13 protein-coding genes are annotated in these 12,135 nt (G+C 62.9%); 10 read left to right on the top strand and 3 right to left on the bottom strand.

The genetic code is table 11. The features are described from left to right. Positions 1-206: 206 nt before the first annotated feature. Together aceA and ACK4HJ_RS22725 are read right to left on the bottom strand one after the other, a co-directional pair. Positions 207-1,538 (bottom strand): isocitrate lyase, encoded by a 1,332-nt coding sequence (gene aceA, locus ACK4HJ_RS22730; RefSeq protein ID WP_094290879.1) that lies wholly within the window; start codon positions 1,536-1,538, stop codon positions 207-209. Positions 1,539-1,797: 259 nt separating this feature from the next. Then, positions 1,798-2,199, bottom strand: a complete 402-nt coding sequence (locus ACK4HJ_RS22725) for a gamma-glutamylcyclotransferase (RefSeq protein WP_409835800.1) — start codon at positions 2,197-2,199, stop codon at positions 1,798-1,800. A gap of 35 nt (positions 2,200-2,234) precedes the next feature. Here ACK4HJ_RS22725 and ACK4HJ_RS22720 point away from each other — a divergent pair, with 35 nt between their 5' ends. Continuing rightward, complete coding sequence (locus ACK4HJ_RS22720) at positions 2,235-3,197, top strand: DMT family transporter (RefSeq protein ID WP_409835798.1); 963 nt, start codon at positions 2,235-2,237, stop codon at positions 3,195-3,197. A 40-nt stretch (positions 3,198-3,237) separates the two neighbouring features. Here the strand turns inward: ACK4HJ_RS22720 and rraA are convergent, their stop codons facing one another. Continuing rightward, a complete protein-coding gene (gene rraA, locus ACK4HJ_RS22715; RefSeq protein WP_409835797.1) occupies positions 3,238-3,750 on the bottom strand; it encodes a ribonuclease E activity regulator RraA in 513 nt (170 codons plus the stop codon). Between the two features lie 302 nt (positions 3,751-4,052). Here rraA and ACK4HJ_RS22710 point away from each other — a divergent pair, with 302 nt between their 5' ends. From ACK4HJ_RS22710 to ACK4HJ_RS22670, 9 genes are all read left to right on the top strand, one after another. Beyond that, complete coding sequence (locus ACK4HJ_RS22710) at positions 4,053-4,385, top strand: SWIB/MDM2 domain-containing protein (protein ID WP_409835794.1); 333 nt, start codon at positions 4,053-4,055, stop codon at positions 4,383-4,385. Between the two features lie 354 nt (positions 4,386-4,739). Further along, a complete protein-coding gene (locus ACK4HJ_RS22705) occupies positions 4,740-6,863 on the top strand; it encodes a TonB-dependent receptor (RefSeq protein WP_409835802.1) in 2,124 nt (707 codons plus the stop codon). 74 nt (positions 6,864-6,937) lie between these two features. Next, entirely contained in the window at positions 6,938-7,630 is a 693-nt protein-coding gene (locus ACK4HJ_RS22700; RefSeq protein WP_409835792.1) for a Fe2+-dependent dioxygenase, read from the top strand. Between the two features lie 42 nt (positions 7,631-7,672). Beyond that, on the top strand, positions 7,673-8,797 hold the full coding sequence (locus ACK4HJ_RS22695) for an alpha-hydroxy acid oxidase (protein WP_409835791.1): 1,125 nt from the start codon (positions 7,673-7,675) through the stop codon (positions 8,795-8,797). A 209-nt stretch (positions 8,798-9,006) separates the two neighbouring features. Next, on the top strand, positions 9,007-9,279 hold the full coding sequence (locus ACK4HJ_RS22690) for a bacterioferritin-associated ferredoxin (RefSeq protein ID WP_409835789.1): 273 nt from the start codon (positions 9,007-9,009) through the stop codon (positions 9,277-9,279). A 98-nt stretch (positions 9,280-9,377) separates the two neighbouring features. Beyond that, on the top strand, positions 9,378-10,067 hold the full coding sequence (locus ACK4HJ_RS22685) for an energy transducer TonB (protein ID WP_409835787.1): 690 nt from the start codon (positions 9,378-9,380) through the stop codon (positions 10,065-10,067). 28 nt (positions 10,068-10,095) lie between these two features. Continuing rightward, the gene (locus ACK4HJ_RS22680) at positions 10,096-10,818 is read left to right on the top strand and encodes a MotA/TolQ/ExbB proton channel family protein (protein WP_409835785.1); all 723 of its coding nucleotides are present in this window, start codon (positions 10,096-10,098) and stop codon (positions 10,816-10,818) included. A gap of 3 nt (positions 10,819-10,821) precedes the next feature. Next, a complete protein-coding gene (locus ACK4HJ_RS22675; protein ID WP_409835783.1) occupies positions 10,822-11,232 on the top strand; it encodes an ExbD/TolR family protein in 411 nt (136 codons plus the stop codon). A 349-nt stretch (positions 11,233-11,581) separates the two neighbouring features. Continuing rightward, a complete protein-coding gene (locus tag ACK4HJ_RS22670; protein ID WP_409835782.1) occupies positions 11,582-11,803 on the top strand; it encodes a hemin uptake protein HemP in 222 nt (73 codons plus the stop codon). Positions 11,804-12,135: the final 332 nt, after the last annotated feature.

Raw genomic sequence — 12,135 nt, 5'->3', positions numbered from 1 at the left:
TCCACCACCGCCAATTTAAAGGCCAGCGTGTAGTCGCGCTGCGTGCGTTTGACACTCGATTCCATGACACATGCCCTTTTTGAAAGGTCCTCGTGTCAACGCTATTCAGGACGGGTCACCGCCAACAAAAAAGCCCGAAGCAGGTGCTTCGGGCCTTCAATCGGTGCATTTTGCGCCACACGCAGGCAGCGCACCTACCCCTCGGATCAGTGGAACTGCTCTTCTTCGGTCGAACCCGTCAGGGCCTTCACGGAGGACGAGCCGCCCTGGATCACCGTGGTCACGTCGTCGAAGTAGCCTGCGCCCACTTCCTGCTGGTGCGACACGAAGGTGTAGCCCTTTTCGCGTGCTGCGAATTCTGGCTCTTGCACCATCTCGGTGTAGTGCTTCATGCCTTCGCCGCGGGCGTATGCATGGGCGAATTGGAAGGTGTTGAACCAGTTGATGTGGATACCGGCCAGCGTGATGAACTGGTACTTGTAGCCCAGAGCCGACAGGTCTTCCTGGAACGAAGCGATCTGCTTGTCGTTGAGGTTCTTCTTCCAGTTGAACGAGGGCGAGCAGTTGTAGGACAGCAGCTTGCCGGGGCAGGCAGCATGCACGGCTTGCGCGAATTCACGGGCGAAGCCGATGTCTGGCACGCCAGTTTCGCACCACACCAGGTCAGCATAGGGGGCGTAGGCCACGCCACGGCTGATGGCTTGTTCCAGGCCGTTCTTGACGCGGTAGAAGCCTTCTTGCGTGCGCTCGCCGGTCAGGAAGGGCTTGTCGTTGGCGTCGTGGTCGGACGTGATCAGGTTGGCGGCTTCAGCGTCGGTGCGAGCCAGAACGATGGTGGACACGCCCATCACGTCCGCGGCAAAGCGTGCAGCGATCAGCTTTTCGCAGGCTTCTTGCGTAGGCACCAGCACCTTGCCACCCATGTGGCCGCACTTCTTCACGGCAGCCAGTTGGTCTTCAAAGTGAACACCAGCAGCGCCTGCCTGGATCATGTTCTTCATCAGTTCGAACGCGTTCAGCACACCGCCGAAACCGGCTTCTGCATCGGCCACGATGGGCAGGAAGTAGTCGATGAATTCCTTGTCGCCGGGGTTGATGCCACGGCCCCACTGGATTTCGTCGGCGCGCTTGAAAGTGTTGTTGATGCGGCGAACCATGGTGGGCACCGAGTCATACGCATACAGCGACTGGTCGGGGTACATGGTTTCGCTGGTGTTGCCATCAGCGGCCACTTGCCAGCCCGACAGGTACACGGCTTCGAGGCCAGCCTTGGCTTGCTGCATGGCCTGGCCCGCAGAAATGGCGCCGAACGCGTTCACATAGCCCTTCTTGGCGCCGCCGTTGATCTTGTCCCACAGCTTTTCAGCACCGCGCTTGGCCAGCGTGTGCTCGATGGGGAGCGAGCCGCGCAGGCGCACCACGTCGGCAGCGGAGTAACCGCGCTTCACACCCTTCCAGCGGGGGTTGGTCGCCCAGTCTTTTTCCAGGGCGGCAATTTGCTGTTCGCGGCTCAGTTGTTCGTTGAGGGATTGGGGCATGAGATCACTCCAGGGGTTGGTTGAAAACGCCGGGCTGCTATGTGCCGCCCTTGGAGACAACTTTAAGTCTTCTATAAGACCTGTGCAAGCTCTTATGTCTTATAGAAGAGATAAATTTTTCTCTTTCAAAACAACCACTTAACCACGATATTTCTCCATACAGAAATTGATTTCTCATATCGAGAAATTTTGACGCGATGCAGCATCTATTACATATCGCAATGCGGAAATATGTTTTTGCATGGCGATAAATCGATCATCAAGCTTTCAACCAGTCACCGTGCTGAATGCGCGGCGCAGTTGTCACGTACCGTGGATTGATCTCGTACACCAAACACTGCAGAAAGCGTCCCTGCACATCCACCGCGACCTCGCGCTTGGCGTACTCGTCGGTGGGGTTCTCGCCCAAGTCCTCGATGTCGTCGAGCACGGCCTCCAGCGCCGCGGTGATGGCATACACCTCGCCCCGCACCCTGCCCCCGCCGCCCAGCGTCAGGCCCGGGTAGTGCCCTAGGTGGTACAGCACGCCTGCGACCTGTGCTTCACCCACAAAAAGGGGGGCGGGTGTCAGCCGCGTGATGTCATTGAGGCCGCCCCGGCGCAAGGTGCCGTAAACGAAAACGTAGCGCGGTGGCGATGGCGGAAGGGATTCGTGGGGCATGATGCGCGGTCCTTTTTTCAGCTGCGATCAGTCTAGTGAATCCCCCCAACCGCACATTCGCCTACCTGTGCCTGGCCCTCAGCATGTCGCTGGTCGGTTGCTACGTGGCACTGTCCAAACCGCTCGCTGCCGCATTGCCGGTGTTTTTGCTGGCCTGGATGCGGTTTGGAATCGGCGCACTAGCCATGCTGCACTGGCTCAAAAAACCGCCGGACGAGCCGCCGATGTCGCGGCAAACCAAGCGCCTGCTGTTTCTGGAGTCGTTTCTAGGCAACTTCCTGTTCACACTGTGCATGATCTATGGCGTCAGCCTGACGGATGCGGTGTCTGCCGGCGTCACGCTGGCGGCGATTCCCGCCGCGGTGGCGCTCATGGGCTGGGCATTCTTGCGTGAGAAGGTTCCGCCTCGCACCTGGCTGGCGGTGGCATGCGCCGTGGGCGGGATTGCGCTGTTTTCACTATCAAAAACAGAGCACTCAGCGCTTACTGGACGAGCGATACAGGCCAAAAACAATACAAATCTAGCTTGGCTGGGGCAGTTGCTGCTGATCGGTTCAGTGCTCTGCGAAGCCGCCTATACGGTGATCGGCAAAAAGCTGACGGGAAGCCTGGGGCCCAAGCGCATCACATCACTCATCAATCTTTGGGGCTTTGCGCTGAGCACGCCGCTGGGCTTGTACGTGGCGCTTAGCTTTGACTTTGCAGCGGTAGACTGGAGCACCTGGGCGCTGCTCCTGTTTTATGCGCTGGCCGCCTGCACGTGGACGGTGTGGCTGTGGATGACGGGCTTGAAGACCGTGCCCGCCGCCCAGGGCGGGGTGTTCTCGGTGATGCTGCCGGTGACGGCGGCGCTGGTGGGCGTGGTGGTGCTGGGCGAATCACTCAGTGGCATGCAGGCAGTGGCATTTGCCATCGCGCTGGCCAGCGTCCTGCTGGCCACCCTGCCCTCGCGCGCCGCACTGAGGGTCGGCACCAGCAGTTGTCGTCCCCAACAGTAATCTTGCGTGGCGCTACGCGCCGTTCATGCCGTCACGCCGTTCACGCCGTCAGGGACGTAGCGCTGACAACGATGCCATCTGCATCCGCATACAGCCAATCCCCCGGGCGCACCCACACACCCTGGATCTGGACCGCCACATCACGCTGACCTTCACTGCGCTTTTCGGTGGGCAGCGGCATGAGCGCAAGCGCACGAATCCCCACAGCCGTGGCGTTCAGCTCTGCCACATCCCGCACGCACCCGTCCACCACAATGCCCGCCCATCCATTGCGTGCGGCGGCGGCGGCCAAATTGCCGCCCACTAGCGCACGGCGCAGCGAACCACCGCCATCCACCACCAGCACACGGCCTTCGCCCGGCGAGTCCACGGCGGCCTTCACGAGTGTGTTGTCCTCATGGCACTTCACAGTGCTGACCGGTCCCGCAAACCGGCCCACGCCACCAAAGCTGCGGAACATAGGTGGCAGCACACGAAAAGCTCCGGTCGCGTCGCCCTTGTGGGTGTCGCAAAAATCGCAGGTGCTGAAGTCGGAGGGAGACGTCGCAGACATTGCACGGGGCCTTTCGGAAAACAGATAAAAAAGAGAAGGGGTGAGATCGGGCGCCGATCGATTGTCGCCCAGCGAAGTCAGGGCAACACCGCACCGGACACGCCACAGTCCGCATGGCTTGTCAACATCGGCGCGGCCCCGCAGCGCACAACAGTGCTGCGCGCGGCGCCACAGCTACAAATCGAGGCAAAAAAAGCCGTTTCTCCCTTGGAAACGCTATTTTTTCCTATTAGCATCGGCCTGCCAGTACGACAGCCCCGTTTTCGCTGGTGATAATTTATTTCCAATAAGGAACACCCAACATGGCAACTGCAAAAAAAGCTCCGGCAAAAACAGCAACGGCAGCCAAAGCGCCCGCCACCAAAGCTGCTGCACCGGCCAAGAAGCGCACCCCCAACGCCGCCTTCATGAAGGCACTCACGCCCAGCCCCGCGCTGGCCGCTGTGGTGGGTTCCACGCCGCTGCCTCGCACGGAGATCATCAGCAAGCTGTGGGTCTACATCAAGGCCAACAACCTGCAGGACGCCGCCAACAAGCGCAACATCAACGCCGACGCAAAGCTGAAGGAACTGTTCGGCAAGCCTCAGGTGTCGATGTTTGAACTGGCCGGCTTGATCGGCAAGCACGTCAAGTAAGCCCTCGCGCTTCGCCCCCCAAAAAACCGGCATTGCCGGTTTTTTTTCGTCCGTATGTGACCGTCAATCTGTGGTGAAGATGCATCAATGCAAATGAGAATGACCCTCATTTGTTGTAACATTCAGCAGCATGTCACAGTCCGCCCGGCCTTCCGGGTTCAGCTGTTGCACGCTTCAGGCGCCTTGCGCGCCGCCCGCACCCACCTATTGACGGAGTCCATCTTGGCCAAATCACGCGCTCAGCGCCGCAGTTCCACGCTGCGCCCTTCCACCCTCTCTGCTGCATCTCCCCTGGTCGCGTCAGCGCTCGGCGCAACGTCTTCGGAGAAAGCGCTGCTGCCGCTGGGCGCGCTGATGTTGGCCGCATCGGTAGGCGCAATGGCGCAGACAGCCACGCCCGAGGCGACCCTGTCCACCGTGACGGTGAAGGAAGCCGCCGAAGTGCAAGGGAAGGACACGCTGCTTCTCAAGCAGACCACGGTCGGCAAGGGCAAGCAGGACATCAAGGACATCCCCCAGTCCGTGACCGTGTTCACCGAAAAGCAGATGAACGACCGCAACCTGGACGACTTCCGCGAAGTGCTGCGCAACACCGCGGGCGTGACGTTCCAGTCGGGCGAAACCGGCGAAGAAGACGTGCGCCTGCGCGGCTTCTCGCTGGGCCAGGCCGGCGACATCTATGTGGACGGCATGAAGGACGCCCCCCTGATCGAGCGCGACACCTTCAACCTGGACCGCGTCGAAGTGCTCAAGGGCTCGGCCTCCATGCTGTTCGGCAAGGGCTCCACCGGCGGCGTGGTCAACCAGGTGAACAAATACCCGCTGCTCATCGACCAGCATGAAGCGGGCTACACCTTCGGCACCGGCCAATACCACCGCGCCACGGGCGACTTCAATTGGAAGACCGGCGAGAACGCGGCCTTCCGCCTGAACGCCATGGTGCAGGAGTTCGACAACTACGGCGCCAAGCAGGACAAGCGCGGCATCGCGCCCACGTTCGCCTGGGGCATCGGCACGCGCGATGAGTTCTCCATCGGCCTGTATTACCTCGAATCCAAGGGCCGCCCGCTGTACAACCACCCCTGGCGCGTGGTGGACGGCAAGATCAACACGCCGCTGGAAGCCCGCAACTACTATGGCTTGGCCAGCGACCACAACAACACCACAGCGCAATACGTCTCGCTGGGCCACATCCACCGCTTTGACAACAACGGCGAGTTGAACACGCGCCTGCGTTACGGCACCTACGAGCGCGATCTGCTGGCCAGCACCATCGGCTTCCAGAACAGCGCCATCACGCTCGACCAGATCAACGGCGACACCGTGCTGACCCGCGGCTCCAAGGGCCGTCTGGGCGAGAGCGATGTGCTGCAGGTGCAAAGCGACTACAGCAACACCTTCAACTGGGGCGGCAAGAAGCACGCCGTGCTGGCAGGCGTCGACTACTACGACGACGATGCCAAGCGCAACCAGAACTACCCCAACACCACCGCCCGCCCCACCACCACCGTCGGCTCGCCCAACGATGGCGCCTGGGTGGCCGACGGCCGCGCACCTGTGCAATGGAACACCTTCAAGTCGCGCAACGTGGGCCTGTACTTCCAGGACACGATGGCGTTGAACGACACCCTGAAGTTGGTGGGCGGACTGCGCTATGACAACTTCAAGGCGTCATACAGAAACGCGACCGGCGCGCTGAGCAACTCCCGCTCCGACAGCCTGGTCAGCCCCCGCGTGGGCCTGCTGTTCCAGCCCACCGAGCTGGTCTCCTACTACGCGTCTTTCGGCACTTCGTACAACACTTCGGGCGACACCTACCAGTTCGGCAACCCCGGCAACACCACCGCTCGCGCCGCCAACACCGACCCCGAGAAGAGCCGCAACATCGAGATCGGCACCAAGATGGAGTTGTTCGAGCGCCGCGCCCTGCTGGGTGTGGCTCTGTTCCGCAGCGAGAAGTACAACGAGCGCAACACCGACCCCGACACCGCAGCCCAGCAAGAGCTGCTCTCGGGCAAGCGCCACGCCACTGGCATGGAGTTCAATCTGGCCGGCCGCCTCACGCCCCAGTGGGAACTGTTCTTCAACCACACCTGGATTCCCTCCGCCAAGATCGACCGCAGCAACGTGGTGCTGGCCTCCAACGGTGGTGGTGCGCAGGTGCAGGGCGACCGCCCCGGCCTCACCCCTAAGCACAGCGGCAGCGTATGGAGCACCTACGCCGTCACCTCCAAGCTGCGTTTGGGCGCAGGCCTGACCTACCGCAGCAAGCAGAACCCCGAAGGTTCGCGCGCGGTGTACGCCAGCGGTTTTGCCGTGATGGACGCCATGGCCGAGTACGCGTTTGATGACAAGACCACGCTCAAGCTGAACGTGAGCAACCTGTTTGACCGCACGTATGCCGACGGCCTGTACCGCGGCTTCTACACGCCGGGCGCACCACGTGCCGTCCAGGTGTCGATCAAGACCCGGTTCTGATCCGGCGGACAATCCGCCCGTGGCCCACTGAATGGCTGAGCCCGCTCCCCGCGGGCTCGGCCTCTTTCATTTTTATGTTCCTGCACATCGAAAACGTTCTGACCTCGGACGAGGTCGCCTTCTTCCGGCAAGCCCTGGGCGCACCACAAGCCCCGTGGGTGGACGGTGCGCGAAGCGCCGGAGGCCAGGCCGTGCACCAGAAGAACAACCTGCAGCTAGCGCAGGGCAGCGAGCTGTCCACGCAGCTGCAAGGGCTCGTCAAGGCTGCGCTGAACCGCAACGCGCTGTTCTTCTCGGCAGCACTGCCGCGGCGCATCTTCAACCCGCTGTTCAACAACTACGGCGACGCGGCCAACTTCTACGGCAACCATGTGGACAGCGCCGTCATGCATTCCAAGGCCGACAACGCCTGGGTGCGCAGCGACCTGTCGTGCACGCTGTTCCTTACAGCGCCTGATGAATACGACGGGGGCGAGCTGCTCATCTCCGAAGGCCTGGACGAAAAGCGCATCAAGCTGCCCGCGGGCGACCTCATCCTCTACCCCAGCAGCACGGTGCACCAGGTCACGCCGGTCACGCGCGGCCGCCGCGTCAGCAGCTTCTTCTGGGTCGAGAGCATGGTGCGGGGCCTTGAGCAGCGCCAGCTGCTGTTCAACATGGACATGGCCCTGTTGCGCCTGCGCCAGACCGTGGGCGAGACGGATGCCTCGGTGATCACACTCTCGGGCACGTACCATAACCTGCTGCGCATGTGGGCCGACGTGTAAGGCCTGGGGTCCCTGCAACCGCTCGACGCTTCTTTGACCGGCATGACCACACTCCCTTCACTGCAGAAAATCCCGCCAGGCGTAGTGTCCCTTTTCGATCACGAACGGATGGCACGCGAGCAGCTGGACGACAACGCCTGGACCTATTTCAGCGGTGGCGCGGCAGACGAGATCACACTGCGCAGCAACCGCAGCGCGTGGGACGGGCTGACGTTGTGGCCCCGCGTGCTGCGGCGTCTGGCCGGTGGGCATACGCGCGTTGAACTGCTGGGCCGCACGCTGGCCCATCCGATCCTGCTAGCGCCCGTTGCGTTTCAGCGCATGGCCCACCCCGATGGCGAACTGGCCATGGCCTATGCCGCCGCGGCCCTGGGTGCAGGGGTGGTACTCAGCACGCAGTCCAGCGTATCGCTGCAAACCGTGGCCGACACCGTACTGGCCGACGCGGGGCGCGGGCCGCTGTGGTTTCAGCTGTACCTGCAGCACGACCGGGGGTTCACGCAGGAGTTGGTCAGGCGCGCGGAAGCCGCCGGGTACGAAGCGCTGGTGCTGACCGTGGATGCCCCCACCAGTGGAGTCCGCGACGGCGAGCGGCGTGCGGGCTTCAAGCTGCCCGTGGGCGTGGCGCCCGTCAACCTGGCCGGCCTGCAGCCGCCTCCCACCGCCCCTCTGCGCGCCGGGCAAAGCGCGCTGTTCGACGCCCTGCTGCACCACGCCCCGACATGGGATGACGTCACCTGGCTGCGGTCCGTCACGCGGCTGCCCGTGCTGCTCAAAGGCGTGCTGCGCCCCGCCGATGCGCGCCAGGCGGTGTCTGCGGGCGCTTCGGGCGTCATCGTGTCCAACCACGGCGGGCGCACGCTGGACACGGCCCCCGCCACCGCCTCTGCCCTGCCCCTGGTGGTGCGCGCCATTGATGGAGCCGTGCCCGTGCTAGTGGACGGCGGCATCCGCCGTGGCACCGACGTGCTCAAGGCCATGGCCCTGGGCGCCAGCGCCGTTCTGGTGGGCCGCCCCGCTGTGTACGGGTTGGTCCATGCCGGTGCCGCAGGCGTGGCCCATGTGCTGCGCCTGCTGCGCGACGAGTTGGAAATTGCCATGGCCCTCACCGGCTGTGCCACGCTGGCCGATGCGTCGCCCGCGCTGTTGAGCGCAGACCTCTCATAACCCCCGGTGCCGGCAGGCCGGCCCACACGTCGACCAAGCCGCCCGTGCGCGCAGATCGGCGTGGGTCGAGCGGCGGGGCTTGCACTGGATCAACCGCTCAGCGCGGCGGCATGTCTAAACCTTGCTGGCAGCAGTGGAAAATTGCAAATGCGACGGATTCGTATTTATAATCGCGACATCCTCAACAGCCAGCCACACTGCCTGCCGCCATGATCGTTTGTGTATGCCGCCGGATTTCGGACCGAGAGATTGCCCGCCATGCACGCGCGGGCATGAGCTTTGACGAAATCCAGTTCGAGCTGGGCGTGGCCACCCAATGCGGTTGCTGCGAAAGCTGCGCACGCGACGTGGTGGCACAGTGCAGCGCGTCACACCCGGTTGCTGCATTGCACAACGAAGCAGCGCCGCATACGATCCAGCTTGCCAGCTCCATTTTGGAAAGCAAGGCATGGAATTCCTCACTACCCTCGCAGGCAGCCTGATCCTCGTTGCAGGCTCTGCCTGGTGGGTCTTCCGCGAATAATTTTGGTCTTTTTGGCCTCTAGCGCTTGCCCAGCAAGCGCTAGCAGCTATCATTTTTATGTCTCACCCTGATCGTTTTTCCCCTCCCGGGGGCGTCAGCCGCAATGCCGTGATCGTGGGTTCAGTCGTGGCACTGCACGTGGCGGGCATCTGGGCGCTGCAAACAGGCCTGATACGCAAGGCGGCCGAGGTCATCGTGCCTGCAGAGTTGCTGAGCGAATTCATCGCTCCGCCCGCGCCACCCGCACCGCCGCCCCCGCCGGCGCCCCCACCACCGCCGCCCAAACCAGCCCCCAAGGCAGCACCGCGGCCGGCCCCCATGCCGGTGGCCATTCCTGACCCCACACCGGCACCCAGTGCGCCCGTGGGCATCACCACGCCGCAGCCACCCGCACCGCCCATCGAAGCGCCCGTGGCCCCTCCTGCACCCGCACCCGCGCCACCGGCACCACCCGCACCGCCCAAGATCGAGCTGCCGTCCAGCAACGCGGCCTATCTGAACAACCCCAAGCCCAGCTACCCCGCCATCAGCAAGCGCATGGGTGAGCAAGGCAAGGTGGTTTTGCGCGTGCTCATCGGCACGGACGGGCTGCCGCAAAAGGTGGAAATCAGCCAGTCCAGCGGATTCGATCGCCTGGACCGGCAGGCCCAGGAGGCCGTCATGCGCTGGCGCTTTGTGCCCGGCAAACGCAACGGCGTGCCGGAAACCATGTGGAACCTGGTCCCCGTCAACTTCGTTCTTGAATAACCAAATCACCGCTTAGGGAGTAGTTCTCATGGAATCGCATTTCGGCATTGCCAACGTCTGGACCCAGGGCGACTTCGTCACCCGCGCCGTCGCCGTCATCCTTCTGGCCATGTCGCTGGCCTCTTGGATCGTCATCCTCATCAAGGCGCTGGACATCATCAAGTTCAAGAAGCACACCCGCGCCGCGCAGGACTTCTGGCACAGCGAAGACTTTGCCGCAGGCCTTGCCAAGCTGGGCAACGACCCCACCAACCCCTTCCGCCACCTGGCACTTGAAGGCCGCGAAGCCACGGCGCACCACCGCAACACCAAGGCCCACCTGCACGACAGCCTGGACGTGAGCGACTGGGTCACGCGCTGCCTGCGCAACTGCATCGACGAGTTCACCGCGCGCCTGCAGTCGGGCCTCGCCATCCTGGCCTCGGTTGGCTCCACCGCCCCCTTCATCGGCCTGTTCGGCACCGTGTGGGGCATCTACCATGCGCTGGTAGCCATCGGCATGTCGGGCCAGTCCACCATCGACAAGGTGGCCGGTCCCATCGGCGAGGCGCTCATCATGACGGCGCTGGGCCTGGCCGTGGCCATCCCTGCCGTGCTGGGCTACAACGCGCTGGTGCGCGGCAACAAGTCCATCCTGGGCGGCCTCAACAGCTTTGCACACGACCTGCACGCGTACTTTGTGACCGGCGCCCGCGTGAGCGCCGGTGGCGGCGAACAGGCCAAGGTGCTGCCCATCAAGAAAGGCAACTAAGCCATGGCTTTCGGAACGCAAGACGATGCCGATGAGGTGATGAACGAGATCAACATGACGCCGCTGGTGGACGTCATGCTGGTGCTGCTCATCATCTTCATCATCACCGTGCCGGTGATGAAACATTCGGTGAACGTGGACCTGCCCCGCGCCACCAACCAGCCCGAGGACATCAAACCCGAAACCGTGCGGCTGTCGGTGTCCGCAGACGGTAAGTACTACTGGAACGAGTCGCAGGTGTCGGACGAGGAACTGCTGCCCCGCCTGCAGGCCGAAGCCGCCAAGGAACCCCAACCCGACCTGCACATCCGCGGCGACAAGGAAGTGCGCTACGAACGCGTGGCCCAGGCCATGGCCGCCGCCCAGCGTGCGGGCGTGCGCAAGATCGGCTTTGTGACAGATCCCGCGCAGTGACTGGTGCGTTGCAGGGCACTGCTCAGGTCGGGGTGACTGCAGGCCTATAAGCCGTGCCGGCGGAGTCAGAACAAGCGCCGCCCCGCCCGTGCCTATCGAATCTCCTGAAGCGCGCCATGGCACTTGCCGTCGCGCACCGTGTGCCCAGACAACCGTAGGCTGTCTGGGCAAATTTGTTTGTGCAAACACGGGTTTGGCGGATGGCGCCCCTCTCTCGCACCGCCTGCGTACGCGGTGCCCCCCGATTCACGACGCCGCTCCGAAAGAACAAAAAGAAACACCAAAGTCGCTTGACTCGTAATTGCGAATCGTTATCATTAGCAAAACACAACGCTACAGGAAAACGTCCATGCAAGCCACACTGACCGCCGCCTCGCTCCTGCGCTCCAACTCTCCAGAGCTGCCGACACCGCGCGCCGACCGCAGCAGCGCCCGCCTGGACGACATGGTCGCCGCAGCCGTGGATAGCAGCGCGCTGCTGCGCGGCCAGAAAGCCGTGAGCATCAGCCACAACGGCTCGGTGTACCGCTTGCAGGCCACCAAGCTGGGCAAGCTGATCCTGACCAAGTAAGTTTCATCGTGGGGCGACTCCCGGGCTTGCCACAAGCTCGCAAGGGTCGTTTTTGCCAGCCAACGGGCTTGCCCGCGTAGCCAGGCTTTTTTTGCGGCCACCTCCGTCGCCCCATCGTTCAGTCATCTCTCCCAACAAAAAAACCGGCTCTTCGCCGGTTTTTTTGTTGGACTTGCTAACGCAAGAGCCAGAAATTCAAGGTATTTTTGGCCGCTAGGGACCCTCTTCACGAATCCCCTGCGTCATGTGCCGACGAATGCTTGAAGCCGAGACAATAGGCACATGAAGCAAAGCAGCCTGGGCCTGAGCAACACCACCAAGCGCACGCGCAA

The sequence above is a fragment of the Acidovorax sp. genome, assembly GCF_046294525.1.
In the GTDB taxonomy this organism is placed as follows: Bacteria; Pseudomonadota; Gammaproteobacteria; order Burkholderiales; family Burkholderiaceae_C; genus Acidovorax.
This window is presented reverse-complemented; position numbering and strand designations above follow the sequence as displayed.

Coding starts and splice junctions, on each gene's coding strand:
- aceA (WP_094290879.1), bottom strand. CDS start 1,538: ATGCCCCAATCCCTCAACGAACAACTGAGCCGCGAACAGCAAATTGCC.
- ACK4HJ_RS22700 (WP_409835792.1), top strand. CDS start 6,938: ATGTTCCTGCACATCGAAAACGTTCTGACCTCGGACGAGGTCGCCTTC.
- ACK4HJ_RS22675 (WP_409835783.1), top strand. CDS start 10,822: ATGGCTTTCGGAACGCAAGACGATGCCGATGAGGTGATGAACGAGATC.
- ACK4HJ_RS22680 (WP_409835785.1), top strand. CDS start 10,096: ATGGAATCGCATTTCGGCATTGCCAACGTCTGGACCCAGGGCGACTTC.
- ACK4HJ_RS22685 (WP_409835787.1), top strand. CDS start 9,378: ATGTCTCACCCTGATCGTTTTTCCCCTCCCGGGGGCGTCAGCCGCAAT.
- ACK4HJ_RS22695 (WP_409835791.1), top strand. CDS start 7,673: ATGACCACACTCCCTTCACTGCAGAAAATCCCGCCAGGCGTAGTGTCC.
- rraA (WP_409835797.1), bottom strand. CDS start 3,750: ATGTCTGCGACGTCTCCCTCCGACTTCAGCACCTGCGATTTTTGCGAC.
- ACK4HJ_RS22690 (WP_409835789.1), top strand. CDS start 9,007: ATGATCGTTTGTGTATGCCGCCGGATTTCGGACCGAGAGATTGCCCGC.
- ACK4HJ_RS22705 (WP_409835802.1), top strand. CDS start 4,740: ATGTTGGCCGCATCGGTAGGCGCAATGGCGCAGACAGCCACGCCCGAG.
- ACK4HJ_RS22710 (WP_409835794.1), top strand. CDS start 4,053: ATGGCAACTGCAAAAAAAGCTCCGGCAAAAACAGCAACGGCAGCCAAA.
- ACK4HJ_RS22670 (WP_409835782.1), top strand. CDS start 11,582: ATGCAAGCCACACTGACCGCCGCCTCGCTCCTGCGCTCCAACTCTCCA.
- ACK4HJ_RS22725 (WP_409835800.1), bottom strand. CDS start 2,199: ATGCCCCACGAATCCCTTCCGCCATCGCCACCGCGCTACGTTTTCGTT.